Annotated in this window: 31 protein-coding genes and 1 tRNA gene; 2 read left to right on the plus strand and 30 right to left on the minus strand. The window is 46.4% G+C overall.

The features are described from left to right. Positions 1-4: 4 nt before the first annotated feature. The 16 genes from CWI82_RS08150 to CWI82_RS08225 form a co-directional block, all read right to left on the minus strand. Positions 5-1,975: a BCCT family transporter gene (locus tag CWI82_RS08150; RefSeq protein WP_130203137.1), complete on the minus strand. Its 1,971-nt coding sequence runs from the start codon at positions 1,973-1,975 to the stop codon at positions 5-7. 126 nt (positions 1,976-2,101) lie between these two features. Next, entirely contained in the window at positions 2,102-2,365 is a 264-nt protein-coding gene (rpsQ, locus tag CWI82_RS08155) for a 30S ribosomal protein S17 (protein WP_092854207.1), read from the minus strand. Further along, positions 2,365-2,556, minus strand: a complete 192-nt coding sequence (gene rpmC / locus CWI82_RS08160; protein WP_055438609.1) for a 50S ribosomal protein L29 — start codon at positions 2,554-2,556, stop codon at positions 2,365-2,367. The genes rpsQ and rpmC overlap by 1 nt, the downstream gene beginning before the upstream one ends. Next, the gene (rplP, locus tag CWI82_RS08165; protein WP_092854205.1) at positions 2,556-2,969 is read right to left on the minus strand and encodes a 50S ribosomal protein L16; all 414 of its coding nucleotides are present in this window, start codon (positions 2,967-2,969) and stop codon (positions 2,556-2,558) included. Before rplP ends, rpmC begins: the two co-directional genes overlap by 1 nt. Positions 2,970-2,980: 11 nt before the next feature. Continuing rightward, positions 2,981-3,670, minus strand: coding sequence for a 30S ribosomal protein S3 (rpsC, locus tag CWI82_RS08170; RefSeq protein WP_092854203.1), 690 nt, complete (start codon positions 3,668-3,670; stop codon positions 2,981-2,983). Positions 3,671-3,680: 10 nt separating this feature from the next. Further along, a complete protein-coding gene (rplV, locus tag CWI82_RS08175) occupies positions 3,681-4,013 on the minus strand; it encodes a 50S ribosomal protein L22 (protein WP_055438606.1) in 333 nt (110 codons plus the stop codon). A gap of 12 nt (positions 4,014-4,025) precedes the next feature. Next, positions 4,026-4,304 (minus strand): 30S ribosomal protein S19, encoded by a 279-nt coding sequence (gene rpsS / locus CWI82_RS08180; protein ID WP_026860408.1) that lies wholly within the window; start codon positions 4,302-4,304, stop codon positions 4,026-4,028. 16 nt (positions 4,305-4,320) lie between these two features. Beyond that, a complete protein-coding gene (rplB, locus tag CWI82_RS08185; protein ID WP_092854201.1) occupies positions 4,321-5,145 on the minus strand; it encodes a 50S ribosomal protein L2 in 825 nt (274 codons plus the stop codon). A gap of 14 nt (positions 5,146-5,159) precedes the next feature. Next, positions 5,160-5,462 carry a 50S ribosomal protein L23 gene (rplW, locus tag CWI82_RS08190; RefSeq protein ID WP_092591572.1) on the minus strand — a complete coding sequence of 101 codons (303 nt, stop codon included), beginning with the start codon at positions 5,460-5,462 and terminating at the stop codon, positions 5,160-5,162. Beyond that, positions 5,459-6,064 (minus strand): 50S ribosomal protein L4, encoded by a 606-nt coding sequence (gene rplD / locus CWI82_RS08195; RefSeq protein ID WP_092854199.1) that lies wholly within the window; start codon positions 6,062-6,064, stop codon positions 5,459-5,461. The genes rplW and rplD overlap by 4 nt, the downstream gene beginning before the upstream one ends. An 18-nt stretch (positions 6,065-6,082) precedes the next feature. Further along, positions 6,083-6,727 (minus strand): 50S ribosomal protein L3, encoded by a 645-nt coding sequence (gene rplC / locus CWI82_RS08200; protein ID WP_092854197.1) that lies wholly within the window; start codon positions 6,725-6,727, stop codon positions 6,083-6,085. Positions 6,728-6,765: 38 nt separating this feature from the next. Next, entirely contained in the window at positions 6,766-7,077 is a 312-nt protein-coding gene (gene rpsJ / locus CWI82_RS08205) for a 30S ribosomal protein S10 (protein ID WP_008488677.1), read from the minus strand. 347 nt (positions 7,078-7,424) lie between these two features. Next, on the minus strand, positions 7,425-8,609 hold the full coding sequence (locus CWI82_RS08210; RefSeq protein ID WP_092856794.1) for a dipeptidase: 1,185 nt from the start codon (positions 8,607-8,609) through the stop codon (positions 7,425-7,427). A 202-nt stretch (positions 8,610-8,811) separates the two neighbouring features. Continuing rightward, positions 8,812-9,090, minus strand: coding sequence for a hypothetical protein (locus CWI82_RS08215; RefSeq protein WP_092854195.1), 279 nt, complete (start codon positions 9,088-9,090; stop codon positions 8,812-8,814). 176 nt (positions 9,091-9,266) lie between these two features. Beyond that, the gene (dusA, locus tag CWI82_RS08220; protein ID WP_092854194.1) at positions 9,267-10,289 is read right to left on the minus strand and encodes a tRNA dihydrouridine(20/20a) synthase DusA; all 1,023 of its coding nucleotides are present in this window, start codon (positions 10,287-10,289) and stop codon (positions 9,267-9,269) included. Positions 10,290-10,341: 52 nt separating this feature from the next. Beyond that, positions 10,342-11,883: an amidase gene (locus CWI82_RS08225; RefSeq protein WP_130203138.1), complete on the minus strand. Its 1,542-nt coding sequence runs from the start codon at positions 11,881-11,883 to the stop codon at positions 10,342-10,344. A gap of 69 nt (positions 11,884-11,952) precedes the next feature. Between CWI82_RS08225 and zur the strand changes: the two genes are divergently transcribed. Continuing rightward, a complete protein-coding gene (zur, locus tag CWI82_RS08230) occupies positions 11,953-12,393 on the plus strand; it encodes a zinc uptake transcriptional repressor Zur (protein WP_092856791.1) in 441 nt (146 codons plus the stop codon). 10 nt (positions 12,394-12,403) lie between these two features. On the opposite strand, the gene dnaB is transcribed toward zur, so the two are convergent. The 12 genes from dnaB to CWI82_RS08290 all read right to left on the minus strand — a co-directional run bounded on the left by dnaB (position 12,404) and on the right by CWI82_RS08290 (position 21,685). Beyond that, positions 12,404-13,834, minus strand: a complete 1,431-nt coding sequence (gene dnaB, locus CWI82_RS08235) for a replicative DNA helicase (protein ID WP_092854189.1) — start codon at positions 13,832-13,834, stop codon at positions 12,404-12,406. 113 nt (positions 13,835-13,947) lie between these two features. Next, a complete protein-coding gene (locus CWI82_RS08240) occupies positions 13,948-14,895 on the minus strand; it encodes a DUF4097 family beta strand repeat-containing protein (RefSeq protein ID WP_092854187.1) in 948 nt (315 codons plus the stop codon). A 13-nt stretch (positions 14,896-14,908) separates the two neighbouring features. Beyond that, a complete protein-coding gene (locus tag CWI82_RS08245; protein WP_130203139.1) occupies positions 14,909-15,439 on the minus strand; it encodes a hypothetical protein in 531 nt (176 codons plus the stop codon). Further along, on the minus strand, positions 15,426-15,995 hold the full coding sequence (locus tag CWI82_RS08250; protein WP_233340217.1) for an RNA polymerase sigma factor: 570 nt from the start codon (positions 15,993-15,995) through the stop codon (positions 15,426-15,428). Before CWI82_RS08250 ends, CWI82_RS08245 begins: the two co-directional genes overlap by 14 nt. 153 nt (positions 15,996-16,148) lie before the next feature. Continuing rightward, positions 16,149-16,601 carry a 50S ribosomal protein L9 gene (rplI, locus tag CWI82_RS08255; protein WP_092854183.1) on the minus strand — a complete coding sequence of 151 codons (453 nt, stop codon included), beginning with the start codon at positions 16,599-16,601 and terminating at the stop codon, positions 16,149-16,151. Positions 16,602-16,644: 43 nt separating this feature from the next. Further along, positions 16,645-16,872 carry a 30S ribosomal protein S18 gene (gene rpsR / locus CWI82_RS08260; RefSeq protein WP_006956988.1) on the minus strand — a complete coding sequence of 76 codons (228 nt, stop codon included), beginning with the start codon at positions 16,870-16,872 and terminating at the stop codon, positions 16,645-16,647. 10 nt (positions 16,873-16,882) lie between these two features. Further along, complete coding sequence (gene priB / locus CWI82_RS08265) at positions 16,883-17,206, minus strand: primosomal replication protein N (protein WP_233340218.1); 324 nt, start codon at positions 17,204-17,206, stop codon at positions 16,883-16,885. Between the two features lie 11 nt (positions 17,207-17,217). Continuing rightward, entirely contained in the window at positions 17,218-17,592 is a 375-nt protein-coding gene (rpsF, locus tag CWI82_RS08270) for a 30S ribosomal protein S6 (protein ID WP_092854179.1), read from the minus strand. Positions 17,593-17,721: 129 nt separating this feature from the next. Beyond that, positions 17,722-18,177 carry a hypothetical protein gene (locus CWI82_RS08275; RefSeq protein WP_092854177.1) on the minus strand — a complete coding sequence of 152 codons (456 nt, stop codon included), beginning with the start codon at positions 18,175-18,177 and terminating at the stop codon, positions 17,722-17,724. Then, positions 18,167-18,913: a 23S rRNA (guanosine(2251)-2'-O)-methyltransferase RlmB gene (rlmB, locus tag CWI82_RS08280; protein WP_130203140.1), complete on the minus strand. Its 747-nt coding sequence runs from the start codon at positions 18,911-18,913 to the stop codon at positions 18,167-18,169. Before rlmB ends, CWI82_RS08275 begins: the two co-directional genes overlap by 11 nt. Positions 18,914-18,926: 13 nt before the next feature. Further along, positions 18,927-21,284: a ribonuclease R gene (gene rnr / locus CWI82_RS08285; RefSeq protein ID WP_130203141.1), complete on the minus strand. Its 2,358-nt coding sequence runs from the start codon at positions 21,282-21,284 to the stop codon at positions 18,927-18,929. Positions 21,285-21,598: 314 nt separating this feature from the next. Then, a tRNA-Leu gene (locus CWI82_RS08290) sits at positions 21,599-21,685 on the minus strand. 199 nt (positions 21,686-21,884) lie between these two features. On the opposite strand from CWI82_RS08290, the gene CWI82_RS08295 reads away from it, so the two are divergent. Beyond that, positions 21,885-22,427 (plus strand): RDD family protein, encoded by a 543-nt coding sequence (locus CWI82_RS08295; RefSeq protein ID WP_092854171.1) that lies wholly within the window; start codon positions 21,885-21,887, stop codon positions 22,425-22,427. A 23-nt stretch (positions 22,428-22,450) separates the two neighbouring features. Here the strand turns inward: CWI82_RS08295 and lptG are convergent, their stop codons facing one another. Beyond that, entirely contained in the window at positions 22,451-23,521 is a 1,071-nt protein-coding gene (lptG, locus tag CWI82_RS08300) for an LPS export ABC transporter permease LptG (RefSeq protein ID WP_092854169.1), read from the minus strand. Further along, on the minus strand, positions 23,521-24,627 hold the full coding sequence (lptF, locus tag CWI82_RS08305) for an LPS export ABC transporter permease LptF (protein ID WP_130203142.1): 1,107 nt from the start codon (positions 24,625-24,627) through the stop codon (positions 23,521-23,523). The genes lptG and lptF overlap by 1 nt, the downstream gene beginning before the upstream one ends. Positions 24,628-24,700: the final 73 nt, after the last annotated feature.

Genomic DNA, 24,700 nt, shown 5'->3' on the forward strand with positions numbered 1-24,700 from the left:
TTCCTTAACGCAGTACATGCAAAAAGTGCATGTGTTTGTGGTAGTGATCAATGATGTCACCAATCACAGCATCGCGTGACCAACCGAGAATATCGTAATCTTGTCCACCCTCACGCAAATGAACTTCGGCACGATAATACTTCTGTTCCTCTGGTGCGTCTTCCTGCTCGCCTTCGGCATAGATAAACGCTGGTTGAATATGAGAGGCGAGCTCCACTTGATAAATGAAATCAATTTCATCACCGTGAACAACACGGAAAGTCTTAAGATTCTTGTCTTCAACCTGCAATGTAACCGTTAACCCACTCGCTTCCATTTCTTCTGCAACATCTTTAAAGGCAGGCTCAACAACTTGCAACAAGAAACGCTGACCAACGGATTTACTCGGAAAATCAATAATATTATGCAGTCGCTCACGCCAATTTTTATTGCTTTGCGACGATGCTGTTAAGTAATTATTTTGCAACGTTTCTTTCTTATGAACGTCAACGCGCAAGGCACGGATCAATCCATACGTTGCAATCAGAAGAATAATCGTAAACGGTAACGCACTCGCTATGGTCATGGTTTGTAGCGCGCCCAAGCCACCAGCTAGTAGTAAAATGATGGCTACAATCCCTTCACCACTGGCCCAGAAAATACGCTGCCATGCCGGCGTGTCATCTCGGCCATTGGAGCACAACATATCGACGACCATTGAGCCTGAATCGGATGATGTGACGAAAAACACCACGACCATTAGCGTCGCAACCAAGCTTAAAAAGCCACTCCATGGGAATTGCTCAAGAAACGCGAACAGGGCGATGGAAACATCATTTTCGACCATCTCACCAAGCGATGTCACGCCCTTGTTCAGAATCATATCAATCGCTGAGTTACCAAAAAAAGTCATCCACATCAAAGTAAAGCCAGCTGGCACCAACAACACGCCAAGTACAAACTCGCGAATCGTACGGCCGCGTGATACGCGCGCAATAAAGAGACCAACAAACGGCGCCCAACTCAACCACCAACCCCAATAGAACACGGTCCAACCGCCTATCCAGTCGGTTTTCTCGTAGGCGAATAAGTTAAAGGTGTTATTCACCAATTCAGAGACATATGACCCTGTATTCTGGACAAACGCTTGTAATAAAAAGACCGTTGGCCCAAGTAACAATACGAATACCAACAACAATACAGCCAAAATCATATTGAGCTCAGATAACCGACGGATGCCTTTATCTAAACCAGTAGTCACTGAAATTACCGCCAGCAGAGTCACACCGATAATCAGAATAACTTGAACTGTGTCAGAGACTGGAATGTCGAAAAGGTAATTAATACCAGCATTAATCTGAGTTACACCATACCCTAACGATGTCGCGACTCCGAACACCGTACCAATTACCGCAAACACATCAACAATGTGGCCAATCGGGCCGTAAATTTTATCACCAATTAACGGATATAAGGCTGAACGTAGCGTTAACGGTAAGCCGTGGCGGTATGCAAAAAAGGCAAGAATGAGAGCTACAATGGCATAAATGGCCCATGCGTGAAGTCCCCAATGAAAGAATGTAATTTTCATGGCTTCGCGTGCGGCTTCGACACTACCGGCTTCTGCAACGGGAGGGGCCAAAAAGTGCATGACTGGTTCGGCCACACCGAAAAACATGAGACCAATACCCATACCGGCAGAGAATAGCATCGAAAACCAACTTATCTTGGAGTAATCAGGTGCTGAGTGGTCGGGACCTAACTTAATCGCCCCCATTTTGGAAAACCCAAGATAGAGCACGCTGATTAATATGATTGCGACAGCTAATACGTAAAACCAACTACCATTCTCTATGATAGCAGCCTGAACAGATTGAAAAACTGCATCGGCGGTTTCGGGAACGACTGCTGCGAACAATAATATAAGGATGATAAGGCCAGCGGCACTATAGAAAACGGGTGGGTTTAGTTTTGCAGGAGCGTTAGTATCATTCATTCTATGTCCTTGCTTGAATTGAAAAACTTGTAGTTAGTATAGCGGTGTTTAGGCAGATTTCCTGTGCAAATAAAAAAACGGCTACCCGAGGGTAGCCGTTTCGCATTCACGTTAGTCTGTAATCGATTAGATTACTTCAGCGCGCTCTACAATCTCAACAAGTGCCCAAGACTTGGTCTTAGATACTGGACGAGTTTCGCGAATAATCACGGTATCGCCAGCTTTACACTCGTTGTTCTCGTCGTGTGCGTGTAACTTAGTGGTACGGGTAATGTACTTACCATATACCGGGTGTTTTACACGGCGGGTTACCGCAACAGTGATAGACTTGTCCATCTTGTCACTAGTAACACGACCTTGCAGAGTACGAACACGTTTTTCTTCAGCCATTACGCACCTGCCTTCTGATTCAAGATAGTTTTCACACGTGCGATATCACGACGCACTTGCTTCAACATGTGAGTTTGATTCAGCTGACCAGTGGCTGCTTGCATGCGCAGGTTAAACTGCTCACGACGCAAACCTAACAACTCTTCGTTCAGCTGCTCAACGGTTTTTTCTTTCAGTTCGTTCGCTTTCATTACATCACCGTCCGAGTCACAAAGGTGGTTTTGAATGGCAGCTTACGTGCCGCAAGGTCAAACGCTTCACGCGCCAACTCTTCCGAAACACCGTCCATTTCATACAGGACACGACCTGGCTGAATTTGAGCTACCCAGTATTCCACGCTACCTTTACCTTTACCCATACGCACTTCAAGAGGCTTCTGAGTGATTGGCTTGTCAGGGAACACGCGGATCCAAATTTTACCTTGACGTTTCACGTGACGCGTCATGGCACGACGAGCCGCTTCGATTTGGCGAGCAGTCATACGACCACGCTCAACCGATTTCAAACCGAAAGTACCGAAGCTAACTTTGTTACCTGCTTGCGCCAGACCGCGGTTACGGCCTTTGTGTACCTTACGGAATTTAGTACGCTTTGGTTGTAACATATCGTATCTCCTTACTTACGGCCTTTAGGGCGTTTTGCTGGAGCTGCTGGTTTTTCTTCAGCAACTGGCATACCGCCAAGAACTTCGCCTTTGAAGATCCATACTTTGATACCAATGATACCGTAAGTGGTGTTAGCTTCAGCGGTTGAATAGTCGATGTCCGCACGCAATGTGTGCAATGGAACACGACCTTCGCGGTACCATTCGGTACGTGCGATTTCCGCGCCGCCTAAACGGCCGCTAACTTCAACTTTGATACCTTTGGCGCCAAGACGCATGGCGTTTTGTACCGCGCGCTTCATAGCACGACGGAACATTACACGACGCTCTAGCTGGCCAGCGATGTTTTCAGCAACCAGTTGTGAGTCAAGCTCAGGCTTGCGCACTTCTGAGATGTTGATTTGCGCAGGAACACCAGTCAGTTTAGAAACTGCTTGACGCAACTTCTCAACGTCTTCGCCTTTCTTACCAATCACAACACCTGGACGTGCAGTGTGGATAGTCACGCGGATGCTCTTCGCTGGACGCTCGATGACGATACGTGAAACTGACGCGTTAGCCAGTTCTTTGTTCAACATCTTGCGAACCAAGTGATCGCTGTGCAGGTTATCAGCAAAATCTTTCGTATTCGCGAACCAGGTTGAATTCCATGGTTTGGTGATACCTAGGCGAATACCATTAGGATGTACTTTCTGACCCATAATTTATCTCCTAGCTATCTGATACAACCACAGTAATGTGGCTGGTACGCTTAAAGATACGATCAGCACGACCTTTCGCACGAGGCTTGATGCGTTTCATGGTTGGACCTTCGTCTACCATTACTTTAGCAACTTTTAACTCGTCGATGTCGGCACCTTCGTTGTGTTCAGCATTCGCGATAGCTGACTCCAACACCTTTTTCAGCAGCACAGCTGCGTCTTTAGGGCTGTAGTTCAAAATATCCAGCGCTTTCGCTACTGGCAAACCGCGAATCTGATCCGCTACCAAACGGCCCTTCTGCGCAGAAAGCTTGGCAAACTTGTGAATAGCAATAGCTTCCATCTTATGTCTCCCTTAGCGTTTCTTCGCTTTCTTATCAGCGGCGTGGCCACGATAAGTGCGGGTTGGTGCGAATTCACCAAGCTTGTGACCAATCATTTCGTCAGAAACGAAAACTGGTACGTGCTGGCGACCGTTATGAACAGCGATAGTTAAGCCGATCATATCTGGGATAATCATTGAACGACGGGACCAAGTTTTAATTGGCTTTTTATCCCCGGCTTCCAACGCTTTCTCCACCTTATTCAGTAGGTGAAGGTCGATAAATGGACCTTTTTTAAGAGAACGTGGCATGTCTAATCCTCAACTCTTATTTGTTGCGACGACGTACGATGAACTTATCAGTACGCTTGTTCTTACGGGTCTTATAACCCTTAGTCGGAGTACCCCATGGAGTAACCGGATGACGGCCACCAGAAGTACGACCTTCACCACCACCGTGTGGGTGATCAACTGGGTTCATCGCCACACCACGAACGGTAGGACGAACACCACGCCAGCGCTGCGCACCAGCTTTACCCAATTGACGCAGCATGTGCTCTGCGTTACCTACTTCACCGATGGTTGCACGGCAATCCGACTGGATGCGGCGCATTTCGCCAGAACGCAAACGTACAGTTACGTACGCGCCATCGCGAGCTAGAAGCTGTACTGACGCACCAGCTGAACGAGCCAACTGAGCACCTTTACCAGGCTTCATTTCAATAGCGTGAATCACTGAACCCACTGGGATATTGCGCAGTGGAAGTGCGTTACCGCTCTTAATCGGTGCATCTGAACCAGATACGATTTGATCGCCAGCTTTCATGCCTTTTGGCGCAAGAATGTAACGACGTTCACCGTCTGCGTACAGAACCAAAGCGATGTTTGCTGAACGGTTTGGATCATATTCCAAACGCTCAACTTTCGCTGGGATACCGTCTTTGTCGCGTTTAAAGTCGACCATACGGTAGTGATGCTTGTGACCACCGCCAATGTGACGAACAGTAATACGACCATTATTGTTACGACCGCCTTTCTTGTTGTTTTTATCCAACAACGGGGCGTAAGGCTTACCTTTGTACAGGTCTTCGTTAACCACTTTAACTACGTGGCGACGACCTGGAGACGTAGGCTTACACTTAACTAATGCCATGTGAATTCCTCCTGTTACTCAGCGCCGCCGACGAAGTCGATGTCCGCACCTTCTTTCAGGGTGACATACGCTTTTTTCCAGTCGCTGCGCTTACCGAAGCGCATGCCGGTACGTTTGGTTTTGCCTTTTACGTTCACAGTGCGAACGCTATCAACCTCAACTTCAAACAACTTTTCAACAGCTGCTTTAATTTGTGGTTTAGTGGCGTCTTTCGCTACTTTGAACACGACAGTGTTAGCAGTTTCTGCAGTCACGGTAGACTTTTCAGAAACGTGAGGAGCCAGAATTACAGTCAGCAAACGTTCTTCGCGCATCATGATAATACCTCCTCGATTTGCTTCACTGCGTCAGCAGTCATCAAAACTTTCTCAAAAGCAATCAAGCTTACAGGGTCAAGACCTTGAACGTCGCGAACGTCAACTTTATGCAAGTTGCGTGCTGCTAAGAACAAGTTCTCATCAACTTCTTTAGTCACGATAAGAACGTCGTTCAAATCCATAGACTTAAGCTGAGCTGCTAATGCTTTAGTTTTTGGTGATTCAACACCAAACTTCTCTACCACGATTAAACGATCTTGACGAACAAGTTCAGACAAGATGCTTTTCATAGCACCGCGGTACATTTTCTTGTTTACTTTTTGGTCGTGGCTGCGTGGTTTCGCTGCAAACGTAGTACCACCAGAGCGCCAAATTGGGCTACGGATAGTACCTGCGCGAGCGCGGCCAGTACCCTTCTGACGCCATGGCTTTTTGCCACCGCCAGATACTTCAGAACGCGTCTTTTGTGCTTTGGTGCCCTGACGAGCGCCCGCAGCATAAGCAACGACTACCTGATGAATCAGAGCTTCGTTGAACTCACGTCCAAAGGTAGCTTCGGAAACTTCAAGAGCGCCTTTTGCGTCTTTTAATGTTAATTCCATCACCATTCTCCTCAGACGTTACGCCTTAGCCTTGACTGCTGGCTTGACGATTACATCGCCACCAATAGCACCAGGGACAGCACCGCGAATCAGCAACAAGCCACGTTCTGCGTCAACACGTACAACGTCAAGCGTTTGTACTGTTACTTGCTTGTTACCCATTTGACCTGCCATCTTCTTGCCTTTGAATACCCGACCAGGAGACTGGTTTTGACCGATAGAACCCGGCGCACGATGCGACAACGAGTTACCATGGGTAGCGTCCTGAGTACGGAAATTCCAGCGCTTAACAGCACCTTGGAAACCTTTACCTTTAGAGGTACCGGTAACGTCTACTTTTTTGGTGTCTGCAAAAATCTCTACAGTGATTTCAGAACCCACTGCATAATCTTCACCTTCACCGTTCTCTAGGCGGAATTCCCAGAGACCGCGACCTGCTTCAACACCCGCTTTCGCGAAGTGACCAGCAAGTGGTTTTGTAACGCGGTTTGCTTTTTTAGTACCTGCAGTCACTTGAAGCGCGCGGTAACCGTCAGTTTCCTCAGTTTTCACCTGAGTCACACGGTTTGCTGTCACTTCGATCACAGTAACAGGTACAGAAGCGCCGTCTTCTTGGAAGACGCGAGTCATTCCTACTTTACGACCGACTAGACCAATAGCCATTGTTAAAACCTCTCGTGTGTAATCCTATTACTGCCCGCTTAGCCCAGGCTGATCTGTACATCAACACCCGCTGCAAGGTCTAAACGCATCAACGCGTCTACAGTCTTGTCAGTTGGGTCCATGATGTCGATCAAACGCTTGTGGGTACGGATCTCGTACTGGTCACGCGCATCTTTGTTCACGTGTGGAGAAATCAACACAGTGAAACGTTCTTTGCGTGTAGGCAGTGGGATTGGGCCACGTACCTGAGCACCAGTGCGTTTTGCAGTCTCAACGATTTCTGCAGTCGACTGGTCAATCAGACGATGATCGAACGCTTTCAAGCGAATCCGAATTCTTTGATTAGCCATAAAAAATCAAAGCCTCAATTAAAGAGCATTTAAAAAAGAGCACAGAAAAAAACCGACACCCTGGCAGCATACCGGGCGTGGTATTTTCAACGAAAAATCCATTCAATCCCCTATCGGGACTGCTGTGGCAACCTAACACAGTTCACGAGAGCTCCAAGGAGTTCATCAACTGTGGCCGCGAATTATACACTTTTACAGGGGAAAAGCAAGGATGATATTAGCTATTGGATATTAGATATTCGGGCGGTTGAGGTGCATGTTTGTATGCGAGGAAATTGCGCTATCAGCCAAATTTCGAAATTGAAGATCTAATATCGAATATCTAACAGCTAATAGCGCTTCTGGTATTAGTGGTTGGCGGCGTAGGTTTCTACTTCGCGCCAAACACGAACGAAGTTCTTATACAGAATCTTCTCAATTTCTTCCTCGCTGTAGCCTCGATCAAGAAGGCCTTGAACCAAGTTTGGATAGGTCGACACATCTTTCAATCCAACCGGCAACGAGTCACCAACTCCGTCATAGTCTGAACCAATACCAATGAAATCAATGCCAACTAGATTCTTAACATGATCAATATGATCCAACACTTCTTCTAGCGTTGCGAATGGGAACGGATTTTTGGCACGAACTTCTGCAATTCGCTTCTCAGCTTCTTCACTACCTTCCCCGTACTGTTCGTTAATAGCCGCAATTTGCTTACGTACGATATCACCGTAACGGTTCGCTTGTTGCGTAACAAACGACGACCCGAAGTTAATCATGATCACGCCACCGTTTTTCGCAAGGCCTTTGATCATCTCATCGCTCATGTTGCGCTCAAATCCTGGTGTGTAAGCACGCAACGATGAATGCGATGCAATAACGGGCGTTTTTGATAATTCCACCGCTTGCCAGAACGCTTCGTCTGATACATGTGAAATATCAACCATAACACCCACATTATTCATCTCTTTCACTAACTCTTTACCAAACGGGCTTAAACCGTTCCACTGACGACGAATATCGTACGACGAGTCAGATATATGATTCGATTGACTATGCGCCAATGTAATGTAGCGAATACCACGGTTATAAAACTCGTGTAAATTCTTGAGATCACCCTCTATCGGTGAGCCATTTTCCATTCCAAGAGCGATTGAAATCACGCCGCGCTCTTGTTGCTGCATCACTTGATCAACACTATAAGCCATTGCAAACTTATCCGGCGCCCGCCAGGCAATGGCTTCCATGCTATCAATGAGCTGATGTGCGAGTTGATAACTGGCTCCAGGTGTTTGCTCTAGCTGTGCCGGAATATAAATCGACATAAACGGAACATTCAGTCCGCCTTGCTTTGCGCGTGGGTAATCAAAATCACCGTTTGCTGTAGCACGGGTAACATCTTCCCATGCTTTATTGAGGCGATACGGTACATCGATATGCGTATCAATGATTAAATTTTTCTGCGCAATTTCATGCGCCTTTTCACTAGCTGTGTACTCTTGTGCAGTAGCAGCAGCCGTCAGACTTAGGGCGCCAACCAACCCCAACATAAGTGGCTTATTCACGCGACAACTTCCTCTTATTATAAGAATTAACAGTGAAAATCAGCCTACCACATGTTTATGTTGCATTCACTTGGATTTGTCGACGCTCATCGCAGTAGAGGCGATAACGACCGCACCAGCAACCACGGTACCCAATACTGGTGCTGCCATCATTACCACAAGTAAACTGGATTGCATCCACATGCTGTTATTCCTCGTTGCCAGAAATTAATTCAACTGCAACTTCGGCAACGTTATTCAACATGCGCGATGGATTCAGAGCTAGTTTTACTTCAGCAAAGTACTGCATCAATTCAAGTTGATTTTCAGTTTTAACTTGTTTGCGCGTATTACTAACTTCTTGAGAAATACTTTGCGTTAAATATGATTCGAGATTGCTGTCGGTTTGTTGTTCTTGTTCTTGCGCTTGCGCTGAACCAAATAACAAAGCTGATGCAACAACGATTGAAGTGATTGTGGTTTTCATGGGTCATCTCCTAGTTTGTGTTATTGACTAATTATTTAGTCAATAGGAGATAAGCAAAGGTTGTGCCAACTTTTACAAAAAAGATTTTTATTTATGTTTTTATATTTATTTCAATAACTTAATTTATCTATTTTTAATTCGGAATAGCGCAAGACTAAATTGATGCAAAATAAAAGCTAACTCATTTCGTTTGTGAAATTAGCTAAATTTTCGGCAAAATGCGCACGTGCTGACATAACTTCCGCATAGGCTGCGTCAAGTACAGGGCGAGCGGCGATGGCTTGAGGACCAAGTTGACTGAGTACTTGGCGCCATTTTTTCGCACCGGGACCACCTTGAAATAAGCCAATCATGTGTCGCAATACGTGCCATGGGCGGCCACCTTGCTCAACATGGCGGTCTGTGTACGCGATCATAGTCTCGATAACGGCTTCGACATCAACATGACGTTGATGACCTAATAACTCATCGAACTGGGTTAGAAGATAAGGATTTTGATAAGCCTCGCGGCCAATCATTACGCCATCAACATACTGCAGATGGGTATTAATTTCGGCGAGCGTTTTAATACCGCCGTTAATTGAGATGTGCAGATGTGGGAAACGTTCCTTCATACGATAAACGCGGTCGTAACGTAACGGCGGAACATCACGGTTTTGCTTCGGGCTTAAGCCTTTTAGCCACGCATTGCGCGCATGTAAGGTGAAGTGCTGGCATCCGGCATCCATCACCGGTTCAAGAAACGCCTGAAGATACTCATCGCTGTCATGCTCATCAATGCCCAGCCGCGTTTTGACTGAAACAATTGTATTTGGCGCCGCTTCGCGCATTGCCTTTACACATGCAGCAACAGTATCAGGTTCGGCCATCAGACAAGCGCCAAAACTACCGTTTTGCACACGGTCTGAAGGACAACCGACATTAATATTTACTTCGTGATAGCCACGCTCAGCCGCCCGTGCGGTGCACTCTGCCATTGCGCCAGGATCACTGCCACCGAGTTGCAAAACGACAGGTTGCTCTTCAGAGTTAAACTGTAAAAAGTCCATCTTGCCGTGAATTATCGCGCCCGTCGTCACCATTTCAGTGTATAACACGGATTTTTTAGTCAATAACCGATGAAAATACCGACAATGCCGATCGGTCCAATCGAGCATCGGCGCAATAGCAATCAACTTGTCGGCATCATAGTAATTCATCGTACGTCTTCACAGCGGCTTAAATTCGAGCGCGCGATTCTACCATTCTCTCCTAGTGAGGGCTAGCCACAACTGGTGCACGGCGCGCTTGGGTCATCTGCTCAAACGCGTGAGCCGCTTCAATTAGTAGCGCTTCACTGCGAGCGGTTCCAAAAAAGCTCAAGCCCACAGGCATATGCTGAACAAATCCCATTGGTACGGTAATGTGAGGATATCCAGCTACTGCAGCAGCGCCGCTTGCTGAACCTGTGAAATGATCACCATTAATTAAGTCTATCTTCCAAGCTGGGGATACCGTTGGTGCAATTAATAAATCCAATTGATGTTCGTTTAACACCGCATCGATTCCTTCTGCACCGGCTTTACGTTTAGCATCAACTTTCGCCTGTTCGTAAGCCTCTTTGTCCGCTTGGCGTGATACCGACATTTCGAATAACTCTTGTCCGAACCAAGTCATAGTAATGCCCGCATTTGCCTTATTCGCAGCAATAAGATCTTCCAATGAGCTAAACTCAGGATGAGGGCTCTGCTCAAAATAGTCACGCATGCCATGGGCGAACTCGTACAATAAAACCGTGTATTCATCGCCACCCCAGTTACGACCATTAGGAAACTCGAGGCCATCAACAACGATCGCGCCCGCTGCTTTCAATTGTTCAATACGGCCATTGAATACTTCGTCTAACTCGGTATTGTAACCGGCTAAATCACGCATCACGCCAATCCGTTTACCTTTCAAACCATCAGTCTTCAGGTGCTTAATATAGTTCGTGGTGTCGTTATAACTCGCAGTATCTGAGTCATCTACGCCACGCATGGCCTGCAACAAATGAACTGCATCGGCGACACTGCGCGCCATTGGCCCAGCGGTGTCTTGGCTCGCCGAAATAGGAATGATGCCATCGCGACTCAGTAGACCTACTGTTGGTTTAATAGTCACAATACCGTTAATGGCTGCTGGGCAAACTAGGCTACCATCAGTCTCAGTGCCTACAGCAACAGTAATAAAGTTAGCACTTACTGCTGTTGCTGAGCCTGAGCTTGAACCGCAAGCAGTGCGCGATTGATCATATGGATTTTTAACAAGTCCACCCTGGCTACTCCAACCCGATGATGAATTCGTTGAACGAAAATTTGCCCACTCACTCAAGTTTGCTTTACCCAGAATAATGGCGCCAGCTTCGCGTAGTTTCTCAACAATAAATGCATCATCCGGTGGCATATGATTGCGCAGTAAATACGAGCCAGCGGTATTGGGCATGCCATCGGCCGTATCTATATTGTCTTTTAATAGAACCGGGATACCATGCATGGCGCTGCGCACTTGTCCCGCCTTGCGCTGTTCATCGAGTTGCTTTGCAATTTCAATTAATTTTTCTCTATCTTGCACGGTAATGACAGCCTGCAGTTCAGCGCCATCACGATTATGCCGAGCGATTCGGTCTAAATAACGTTCAACCAAAGAAACACTGGTAATTTCACCACGATTCATTTGATGTTGTAATTGCTCAATTGACGGCTCATCAGCCGCCCAGACATTCACACTGAGCAGTGCAAAAAACGCCAACCAGCAAAATGCTTTTATTGTTTTCATTTGTTGTCCTTTCAAGTCACTGATAGATGGCGCTTTGCGCCTGATGAAACCGATGATAAACTGCTGCTCATGAACACACAAGAAACCCAGCGCCTCGTCAACAAGGCCGAAAAATTATGTGAACAACGCGGAGCTCGACTAACGCCAGCTCGTCGCGAGGTTTTTGAGATCCTTGCAGAACAAGAAGGTGCCATTGGTGCCTATGATTTACTTGATAAACTGAAAGCGGCTGTACCGAACGCAAAGCCACCAACGATTTATCGCGCCTTGGACTTCTTACAAGAGCAAGGTTTTGTTCACAAGATCACATCGTCAAATAGCTACGTATTATGTAGTCATTTCGACCACCAACATCCGGTACAAATGCTCATTTGCGAACGCTGTGGTTCCGTTCAAGAAATTCAATCTGATGGCGTGTATGATGCGTTGAAGAAACAGGCAGAGGGTCAAGGTTTCTTAGTGGCTTCGCAAACTATTGAGGCACACGGCCTCTGCAAAGACTGTCGTTAAACAGATGGGCCTAATAATCAGGCCCATCTGGCATTTCCATCTTAGCCAAATTATCAAAGCGTGAATAATGGCCCTGAAATTTTAGCTTTACGCTGCCTATTGGACCATTACGCTGCTTACCAATAATGACTTCTGCCACACCCTTCTCTTCACTTTCTGGGTGGTAAACTTCATCACGATAGATAAACATAATCACGTCGGCGTCTTGCTCAATTGAACCTGATTCACGTAAGTCTGAGTTCACTGGGCGTTTGTTAGTGCGTTGTTCCAATGAACGGTTCAACTGTGACAGCGCGACCACTGGCACCTCTAATTCTTTTGCGAGAGCCTTGAGCGAGCGAGAAATTTCAGCAATTTCAAGGGTTCTATTTTCGGCCATACCTGGCACCGTCATTAATTGCAGGTAATCGACCATGATCATCGATAAGCCACCACTCTCACGATACACTCGGCGGGCTCGTGAACGCACTTCCGTTGGTGTTAAGCCAGATGAATCATCAATATAGATGTTATTTTTATCTTTGAGAATATTAATGGTTGAGGCAATACGTGACCATTCGTCCTCTTCCAGTCGTCCGGTACGGATACGGGTTTGGTCGACATGACTGAGTGATGCGAGCATACGCATCATAATTTGTTCTGACGGCATCTCTAAACTGAACACCAAAACAGGCTTGTCGGAACGCATTGCAATGTTTTCCGCCAAGTTCATAGCAAAGGTTGTTTTACCCATCGATGGCCGGGCCGCGACTATAATTAGATCGGATGGCTGTAAACCAGCTGTCATTTGATCGAGATCGTAAAAACCAGTAGATGCTCCGGTAATACCATTATGATTTTTGCTTCGACTCAATTCGTCAATTCTATCAATGGTCTTTTGCAAAATCGGGGAAATTGGTTGTGGACCTTCATTTTCGTTGGTTCGCTTTTCTGCAATCTGAAATACCTTGCTCTCAGCAAGATCAAGTAACTCACTCGAAGTGCGATTTTGTGTATCAAACCCAGACTCAGCAATTTCATTCGCGACCGCAATCATTTCACGCAATATTGCGCGTTCACGTACAATTTGAGCATACGCTCGGATGTTCGCTGCGCTCGGCGTGTTTTTTGCTATTTCTCCGAGATACGCAAACCCGCCAACATCTTGGAGTTCACCTGATATTTCAAGAACTTCAGAAACAGTAACTAAATCGATTGGTTGCGTGCGCTCAGACAAATGATGCATGGCACGATAAATTAAACGATGGCCGCGATGATAAAAATCATCAGCAATCAGCTCACCGGCAATGGTATCCCACGCTTGATTGTCCAGCATCAAGCCACCAAGGACTGACTGCTCAGCTTCGATGGAATGAGGAGGTGTTTTTATTGCATCAAGTTTGGCATCTTTTGCTTTTTGCTGTCCTTGCCGTGATTGCTTATCGTTGCGCTTGTCTGCCATGAATGTCCCAATGAACTATTTAGAAGTTACCAAGCGAGACTATACAAAATGATGCTCAAGTAAGAAAGCGAATCAGCATAATTTTGCTGATTCGCTTTGCTTTAATGCAAACTTTATTTCTTCAAAACGATATCGCCGCTGACCGTACGGAAGCTCATTGAGCCGCTGCGCTCGCCGAGTTCAAGATTAAGACGCTGACCAATACCAAACGCTGACTCTTCCGCCTTTTGTGACGTTAAATGGTTACGAATCGTACCTCCGGCGCTGGTCTTCGCGTCAATATCAGCATCAATTGAGCCGTTAAACAACATCGTCACTTCACCGCTGACACTCTCAACACTAACACGACCTTCGCGGGCTACTTCCAATTGTGCTTTCACATCACCACTGACGCTATTGACGTGAAGTGATTCGATACGTTGTAAAGCAAGCTCGACTTCGCCGGAAACAGCCTCAACGCGCACAACATTAGCATTTGTCTTGACCTCTACATCGCCACTAACAGTTGAGTAAGTCGCACGTGAACTATCGCTACCATCATCTTTCACATCACCGCTCACACTGCGTAATGCCAACTCACCGGAAAGCGATTTAGCTTCAATATCACCGCTCACTGATTCTAACTGCAACTTACCGGTCAGTTTTTCTGCGTCAATGTCACCGCTCACTGTATTTACAGTCACCGAAGACGTAAAGTTAGCCAAGGTAAAGTCAACTGAAACACCTCGCGCTTCAACTCTTGCCGTTTCCGGCAGCGTGATGGTTAATTCATTACCATCGTCGTCGTTGTAATTGCCACGCTTTGGCATTTCAACTTTAATCGTCAGGGTGTCGCCATTTAACTCAAACACAAACTTCTCTGCATGTTTATCTAAACGCCCAGCTACGTGAGCAACGTTTTTTGATCCGCCACGAATATCGACATCACCACGCATGGTATCGATGACAACGCGCGCATTCGCTGGAATATCGAGCTTCTGGTCCACACGTTCACCTTGCGCGTGCGCTGAAAACGATAGCGCAATCATGACGGCGCCAATCAACATATTTAATACTTTCATGGTTGTACTCCTCTTACACCTGTTGATAGGTGCGTGGTTGTTGATACATGACTTTTAATAAATCGAGTTCTTGTTGATGTAACCATTGCAAAAACTGCCATAGCTCGCTGTTATCAGGATCAAGACGTAGTTGCTCAGTTACTTGCACAGCAGCGCTACGCAGTTGATCGAGTTCCGCTTGTAGCTCTGAAAATGACGGCTGTAATCCGGCATCTTCAAAGTTCGTTAATAGAATTTGACGTTGTTGCTGATGTTGCTGGTTCACCATAGTTAGCAATTCAAGCTGTTGTCCATTTACAGCGTTACTTCCTGAATTCATTGATAAACTCAAGGTAATACCGGCGACAACAAATAGTGAAGCGGCCGCACTGGTAAACCAAAGCCAATAATGATGAGACTGGCGCTTCAACGTCACTTGGCCACGGCTTATACTCGCCTCAATACCTCGCCAAAGATCGCGCGGTGGCGTAACCTCACGGTTTTCTTCCGTAGCGTGCTGAATAAGCGCATCAAGTTTTGGGGTTTGTTTCTCAGGCGTTGTCATAGCTAAGCCACTCCTCTAAAAGACCACGGGCGCGATGCACTTGAGCTTTGCTTGTTCCCACTGCGATACCTAACTCATCGGCAACGTCTTCGTGGCGCATACCCTCTAAGCAATGCAACACGAAAACCCAGCGCATCTGTAACGGTAACCGCGTAAGTAGTTGGTCAAGCACATTCAAGTCAGCACTATCTTCATGCACAAGCTGTTGTTCATATTGCACCTGGTCATCTCCAGCAAGCTGTAATTTATTCAATCGCTTGGTTTGCTTGCGTAACTCGGTAATGGCAACTCGCGTCGCCACTGTATGTAACCAAGTGCTAAATTTACTTTCACCACGAAAGCGCTCGAGGTTTTTCCACAACTGAATAAATACCTCCTGCGTCACGTCTTGCGCAGCGTCCTGATCTGCTGCCAAGCGCAGAACCAATCCATAGACGTGTCGATGATGACGCTCGTAGATGTCACGAAAAGCTTCGAGATCACCTCCTGCAGCGCGTTTCACCAGCGCAATATCAGGGTCGTCAAACTGTGTTGATGTAAGAATCTGGGCTGTCACTGTTAGTCCTTGATTGCAGTTGGTACAGCTTGTTGCATTTGTCTTGCTTCTTTAGTCGCAGGAATAATTAGCAAGGTTTACGCGGCTCGAAAAATTTCCAAAAAAAAAGCTGCCCAAATGGACAGCTCTTTTGATTGTCTAACTGTGACTAAATTAGTCAGCAGCAACAACTTGCAATTTAACAGTTGCAAATACGTCTGAGTGCAAGTGCAACTCGATATCGTATTCACCAACTTCACGCAAGGTGCCGTTTGGCAACAATACTTCAGCTTTCACAACGTCTACGCCAGCAGCAGTAACTGCATCAGCGATGTCGCGAGTACCGATTGAACCAAACAATTTACCTTCGTCACCAGCTTTAGAGCTGATTACTACAGGCTCAAGTGCATTGATTTTCTCTGCACGTGCTTGCGCAGCCGCTAACTCTTCTGCCAATTTAGCTTCAAGTTCAGCACGACGCTCTTCAAATACTTTAATGTTCGCTTCGGTTGCAGGAACTGCTTTACCTTGTGGGAACAAAAAGTTACGTGCATAGCCAGACTTAACTGAAACCTGGTCACCCAAGCTACCTAAGTTGGCAATTTTGTCTAATAGAATGATTTCCATTGTACGCTACCTCTGAGTTTCTGAGATCGTTCGCGATGCCGGCTTACTGATGTGAATCAGTGTAAGGCAGCAACGACAAGTAACGTGCACGTTTAATTGCACGCGCCAACTGACGCTGGTACTTCGCAGAAGTGCCAGTGATGCGGCTAGGAACGATTTTGCCACTCTCAGTGATATAGTTTTTCAGAGTAGCGATATCTTTGTAATCAATTTCTTTAACGCCTTCAGCCTTAAAGCGGCAGAATTTACGGCGACGGAAAAAACGAGCCATGATGGTCTCCTCAAATCTTCACAAGTTGCTGGGCGTGTAGTACCAATTTGCCAATACCGTTTTTATCTTCAATTCGATTCAAAAAACCAGTGACTTGTACTGCAGTTCCAACGTTTAATTCTTTTGCCCACTGTGCTGCGCTATCACCGCTTATTACAACAACTATACGAACATAGCTGCGGCGCGGTAATCCGGCTTCAATTTGCTCAGACAAGTGTTCTAGAACAAATCGTAAATGGCTAATGCCGGCCGGGCTGTGCGTCAATTGCGGCGGTTTTATAACCGAGCCACTGACTTGATAGTGATTTTGCACAGGCTCCACAGTAGTAGACACAACGTATTGGCTTATGCCGCTTCGCTGTCGTCTTGCTCTTCGTTACGGCTTTCGCTCTTACGCGGCTCGTCTTTCTTGCTCAATGGAGAAGCTTCAGTTACTGCTTCTTTCTTGCGCATGATCATGCTACGTAATACTGCATCGTTGTAGCGGAAAGCTGTTTCCAACTCTTCAACAACTTCAGCAGTCGCTTCGATGTTCATCAACACATAGTGTGCTTTGTGCAACTTGTTGATTGGGTATGCCAACTGACGACGGCCCCAGTCTTCTAAACGATGAATGGTACCGTTACCTGATTTAATGGTCTCGCTGTAACGCTCGATCATGCCAGGTACTTGCTCGCTCTGGTCGGGATGGACCATGAATACGATTTCATAATGACGCATTTCTGCTCCTTATGGTTCATAGCTACTAACTGGCTCAGTCACACCCTCAGCAGCAAGGAACGCTTTTTAAATGAATAAAATACTTCAGACTGATTTAAGCGGCGGGATTTTAGCCTATAACGGTTGCAATCACAAGTTTGATTGCGCTTCGTGGCCGTTTTCTACAAGCTCAATTAAAATTTTCACATACTGTTCTGGTAATGCACCGAAAGTTGCCATAGGCCCCTGCACTTTAAAACGTTGGACTGAGCTGGCGTTGCCTTCAGTTGATGGCGCATTCAGTTGGCCATTTATCTGCAATAATTCATTATGTGAAACAGTAACTTCTAATTGCCAACCATAACTTTCCTGCTGGTCTAAAAGTCGCCATTCATGGCGACTTTCAATACGCTCGCGCACATCAAATAAGACATCCTCTAGCTGCTGAGCGTCGGCGGTTGCCTGTACTTGGTAGGTCACATATAAAAATGGCTTGTTCGAGCGCTCGCCAGGGTCAAGATCGCCGAGTGGTAACCACGCCAAAGCCAGCATCACAATAACTAATGCCGCTATAAATAGCGGTTTCCAACCGCGTTTAACTGCCATGACGCTGTCGCACCGCCTCATATAAACACACGCCTGTCGCTACCGATACGTTTAAACTACTTACGGTGCCCAGCAATGGAATCTTAATTAATTCATCGCACGTTTCGCGAGTGAGTCGACGCATGCCATCACCCTCAGCTCCCATGACAATTGCTACTGGCCCTTTTAGGTCGACAGCGTATAGTTCTTGGGTCGCTTCACCGGCGGTACCAATTACCCAAATTTGCTTGTCTTGCAGTTGCCTAAGGGTGCGCGCTAAGTTGGTCACTTGCACAAACGGAACCGTTTCTGCTGCACCACTTGCCACTTTACGCACAACTGGGGTAATCGACGCTGATTTATCTTTCGGAACAATAACTGCTGTAACGCCCGTAGCATCAGCCGTACGTAAACATGCGCCTAAGTTATGTGGGTCGGTGACGCCATCGAGAACTAAAAATAATGCTCGGTTGCCAGCCTGCTCACATAAGCTATCCAAATCATTTTCGGTGAGCTGCGGCGCTTCAAGCGCTGTAATTGCGATGCCTTGGTGATTACCGCCTTCCGCCTTTTTATCCAGCGTTGCTTTCGGTACAAACTGCACTCGTAAGCCTAAGCGTTGTGCTTGACTCACCAATAACTGCAAAGGTTTGTCTTGGCGTTCGCGCGTTGCAAACACTTCCACTAAACGCTCGGGATGTTGCTCTAACAAAGCTCGAACCGAGTGCATACCAAATATTGTAATCTTCTTGCTCATGGGAATAGTTAGCTCACTTTCTTACTTTTTTATGTTTCGGCTTTTTGCCCTTACGTGCCGCTTCAGTCGCTTTTCGCTTCGATTTTATGCGTGCTTTCGTGGCTTGCTTCTTTTGCTTCTTGCTATTTGCCGGCGGCTTGCGCTGTTCGTCTCGCTTACCAGATTGACGGGCCTGCGGTAGGCGGCTTTTGCCTAAAGGGCTTTCTGCAGACAGCAAGTCGAGATCGATTTTGCGCTCATCCAAATCAACTGATTTGACGCGGATGCGGACTTTATCACCTAATCGATAAACAATTCGACTATTTTCACCAATCAACATCTGCTTATCGCCATCATACTGATAATAATCGTTCGACAGGTTACTGATGTGCACTAAACCATCAATTTGCATGTCATCAATACGCACAAACAAACCAAAGTTTGTTACAGATGCAATAACGCCGCCGAACTCAGAACCAATGTGATCTTGCATATATTCACATTTCAGCCACTCATCGACTTGGCGCGTCGCATCATCAGCGCGACGTTCGGTCATTGAACAATGAGCACCCAACTCATCTAGCTGATCATCAGGATACATCCATGCACCTTCAAGCGCTGAGTTTGGCCCCTGCTGTTTTTTCAGTAGCGCTTTAATGGCTCGATGCAAAATCAAATCAGGATAACGACGAATCGGCGACGTAAAATGCGCATATTCATCCAGCGCCAAGCCAAAATGCCCGGCGTTATCTGGGCTATAAACAGCCTGTTGCATGGAGCGTAACAACATGGTCTGGATGAGTTCGGCATCAGGGCGCTCAGCGACTTGCTGCAATACTTCGGTATAATCTCGTGGACTCGGGTCATCTGAACCTTTCATGGTGATGCCAAGTTCAGCTAGGAAGCTACGAAATGCGCTGAGTCGTTCCGTTGATGGCGGCTCGTGAATCCGAAATAGCGCCCCCGCCTCTTCATGCCCTTCAATTAAGCGGGCAGTCGCAACGTTTGCCATAATCATACATTCTTCGATGATGGTATGAGCGACATTGCGACGCACTGGTTCTATTGATTCGATCTTTCTCTGCGCATTAAAAATAAACCGCGTTTCTAATGTCTCAAATTCTATAGCAGCGCGTTGCTGACGGGCTTTTTTGAGCACTTTGAATAATCCGTGCAAGTGCTCAATATTGCTCATCACGTGATCGTATTCAGCGCGTAGTTTGGGTTCACCGTCTAAAATCGCCGCAACTTTGGTATAAGTGAGACGCGCGTGCGATTTCATAACCGCTGGAAAGAATTTTGATTTTTGCAATTTACCGCGCGCATTGATTTCCATTTCAGCAACCATACACAAACGGTCAACATCAGGGTTCAATGAGCACAAACCATTGGATAACTTCTCAGGTAACATTGGCACCACAAAGTTCGGGAAATAAACCGAGTTCCCGCGCTCTAAGGCATCTTTATCAAGCGCTGTATTCGGGCGCACATAATAACTAACGTCGGCAATAGCTACCCACAATCGCCAGCCGTCGCCATGCGGCTCAGCACACACCGCATCGTCAAAATCACGAGAATCATCGCCATCTATTGTAATGAGTGGTAATTCACGTAAGTCAACGCGTCCTTCGTAGGCTTCCGGTGGCACGGTTTCACCAAATCGCGCCAGCTCTTGCTCTACCGCCGATGACCAAGTATTTGGAATGTCGTGTTCACGAATGGCAATTTCAATTTCCATACCCGGTGCCATATGTTCACCAAGTACTTTGGTGATGTTACCGAGTGGACTGCTTCGCCGCGTTGGCCGCTGAGTAATCTCAACAACAACGATTTGCCCATGTCGAGCACCATTAGCTTGCCCTTCGGGGATTAGAATATCCTGACTAATTCGGCTATCGTCGGGCACGACCATGCCAATATTGTGCTCTACAAAATAGCGTCCAACAATATCGCCTTGGCGTGGTTCAATTACTCGAACGACACGTCCTTCAATTCGACCTTTACTGTCAGTGCCTTGTTGCTGAACCAGCACTTTATCGCCGTGCAACACGTTATACATTTGGTGATGGGGAATAAATAAATCGGCACCGCCCTCGTCCGGTCGGCAAAATGCAAAACCATCGCGATGCCCGATGACTCTGCCTTTGATTAAATTCATTCGATCTGGCAAACCGTAGGCATTAGCCTTGGTATAAATAAGTTGGCCGTCGCGTTCCATGGCCCGCAATCGGCGCTTCATTCCGATATGTTGACGCTCGTCGATCAATTGGAATTGTTCGATTAACTCTTCGAAGCGCATTGGCTTAAGGCGCGCTTTTACTGCTTCGAGAAGTTGCTCACGCGAGGGTATCTCTACTTCATATTCGGGGGTTTCGTTTTCTTTAGATGTCATAATTTCTCAAATTGGCAATGCGTTCTTGCACTGAAAGAATAACCTAAGCATAACAGGTTATTCGTTATTCGTTATTCGTTATTCGTTATTCGTTATTCGTTATTCGTTATTCGTTATTCGTTATTCGTTATTCGTTAAAGATAAGACCAAAGCTTAAGAACGCAAGTTCATTGCAGCTAAAGAAATTATTCCTCAGAATTGGATTTGAATTTATCGAACAGCGAAGCGGACGAACAGCGAAGCGCACGAATAACGAACAACGCTTTTGCTTTTGTTTTTTCGAATAACCAGTAACGAATAACGATTTTAGGAAGTGGTGCCTAGGGTCGGACTCGAACCGACACGGGTTTTATCCCGGCGGATTTTGAATCCGCTGCGTCTACCAATTTCGCCACCCAGGCACTGGGGACTTTTGCGCTAGCTTGGCTAGCTGAAGTATGGTGCGCATTATACTGAACCATTACAGTCAATCAAGACATTTTAATGAACATTTGTTTGTTCGATTATTTCATGAGCAAATTGATTTAAAAATTAGTGTTGCAACGCCAGTTTTGGTTAAGATAATACCCATCAATTTTAATGAGAGACTGATTAGCAGCAATGACCGTTCAATCTGAAGAATTAAATCAAGACCCGCCTCGAACAACGGCGCAAATTCATGCAAGCTTTCCGAGTGCTGGGTTCTTTCGACGTTTAGCGGCAATGGTTTATGATTTGTTGGTTGCTGTTGCCATATTAATGTTGGCCTCGGGTATTGCCATGTTATTACCGGGCATACTCAGTAAAGCGGGCATAATTGAGCTTACCGAATCATTCACGGCTGCCGATTGGCTGAATCAAACGCCATTGTACGGTATTTATCTAATGACTGTACTTGGCCTATTTTTCGGTTGGTTTTGGTGGCGCAGTGGGCAAACAATTGGTATGCGGGCATGGCGATTAAAAGTACAGCAACGACACGGCCAACGTTTAACCAAGAAGCAAGCATTCATCCGCATTATCACCTGCGCATTTGGTCTTGGTAACTTGTGGGTTTTAGTCGATTTTAAGAATCGGCGGGCTTGGCACGACTACGCTGCCGGCACTGAGCTTGTTACCCTGTCAAAAGAAGCCAACCAACTCTATTACTGGAAAGAATTATAGATATTGATTGCTCTGCGCCACGGTTAACTGCCGCGGCGCCCCATCATCCAAAGTGCCCAAGCGGCAAACAATAAACTCGGTAACAGCGCACCCAGTACTGGTGGCAGTTGATACACCTGTGCCATCGGACCAAAGATTTCATTACTGACATGGAAGCCAAAACCGGTGATTACCCCCAGTAGGATACGTGCCCCCATAGTGGTTGAACGTAGCGGTCCAAAGATAAAAGACAGTGCAACCAGCAACATAACGGCGACGGTTAATGGTGCCAATAACTTACGCCAAAGCGCTAACTCGTAGCGTTCTGCAGCTTGTCGGTTACTTTTCAGATATTCTAAATAGTCCACCAACCCGCGAATCGACAATGATTCCGGCTTAACTGTCACCACCCCAAGTTTGTCGGGGGTTAACGATGATTGCCACATAAATGCTGGCTGTGACGATTGAATGATTTTTTCAAGGGTATATTGCGTTTTCGTAACATCGACAAGACGCCATTGATCGGCAGCATATGTTGCTGTTTTGCCTTGCGTGATAGATTCTAATTCATTGTTTTGATCAAAATTATAAATAGTAACGTCGCGCAGTCTTCCCGTATTCTCAACTTCGCCAATATTGACGAAGCTCAAACCATCCCGGGCCCATATACCTTGCTGCGCTGAAATCAAGCTACCGCCTGAAATCGCCCGAGCTCGCAGTTCGCGACCATGTGATTCAAGCTCTGGTGCAATCCATTCCCCCATCGCCATAACCGCTAACATCATCACCACAGCTGCTTTCATTACGGAACCGACAATATTTAACCGCGACCGCCCTGCTGCTAGCATCACGACAAGCTCAGAGTTACTGGCCAACATCCCCATGCCGATAAGTCCGCCGAGCAATGCGGCCATGGGAAAAAACACTTCGATATCGCGTGGTAGGCTATAGAGCACAAATAAACCAGCATCAGCTACCGAATAAGTACCTTTACCGACAGATTTTAACTGCTCAACGAAGCGAATCAGACTTGAAAGACCACTCAGCACGGCCAAACTGAGTAATGACGTGACTAGCACCGAGCGCGCAATGTAACGATCAAGAATTGAAAACATTAGCGTGACCTCTTCAGCTTAGCCATAGCTCTTAGCCCCCAAGGTCTTCCTTTACCGATTAATGCAACTCCGCAAACCAATAGCAAAATATGTATCCACCACAAGCCTATTGTTGGCGGGATTGCTTCATCAGCAACCGCTGAACGTGCCGCCATGAGTGTCAAAAAATAACCGAGGTATATTAATAACGCTGGCGCCATTCGCGCGAACTTGCCCTGACGCGGATTCACCCGACTCAAAGGCACTGCAATGAGTGTCAATAGCGGCATAGCTAACGGTATAGCGATACGCCACTGCAGCTCTGCCTGGGCTTCAGCATCTTGCTCTTGCATCAGTTCTAAGGTGCTGTAGGCTTCCAGTTTACGGATATACTCAGATCCCTCTTGTTCTTTAATCTGCAACTGGTAATCATCAAATTGCATGATCTGATATTCGCCCTCAACAAAACTTTGGGCGTAACGCATGCCATTATTCAAAACGAGTGTCTGCGCCCCAGTTTCGGCAGCGAGAACGCTTCCACGATCAGCCATAACAACACTGCCGCCGATAACCTGATCATTTTCATCACGCAATGATTGTGCGACGAATACCTCATCGAGATCGCCGTTATCAGTCAATCCTTGTACGTAAATCACCGCCTTCTGGTTACTCGCCTGTTGAAAACGTCCTGGCATAATCACACTGAGTCCGCTTTCACTGCGCGCTTTTTCTTCAACAACGCGCTCTTGTTCGAGTGACCAAGGCACCAGATAAAGCGTCATCGTCGCAGTGATTATCGCCAATACAACCGAGAGAACCAACGTAACTCGTGTGACATACCATTCGCTGACACCGCAAGCATGGAGTACGGTCATTTCGTTGTCGGCATATATACGTCCATGAGCTAACAAAATACCTAAAAATAGACTCAATGGCAGGATAAGTGCAGCTAAAGCAGGAAGGTTTAATCCGAGCAATTGAATGACAATGTTGCTTGGAATTTCACCGGCTGAAGCATCAGCCAATACGCGAACAAACTTCTGACTCACAAATATAGTCATCAACACCACCAATACGGCGATTTGAGACTTAAATGTTTCACGTATTAAATAGCGAAATATGCGCACTGAAACCCACTCTTAACATTGCTTTTTACTGGAAATGCTGCGAATTTTAAGTAAACTTGTCATTTTAACAAGA

It is taken from the genome of Pseudidiomarina tainanensis (assembly GCF_004214835.1).
Classification (GTDB): Bacteria; Pseudomonadota; Gammaproteobacteria; order Enterobacterales; family Alteromonadaceae; genus Pseudidiomarina; species Pseudidiomarina tainanensis.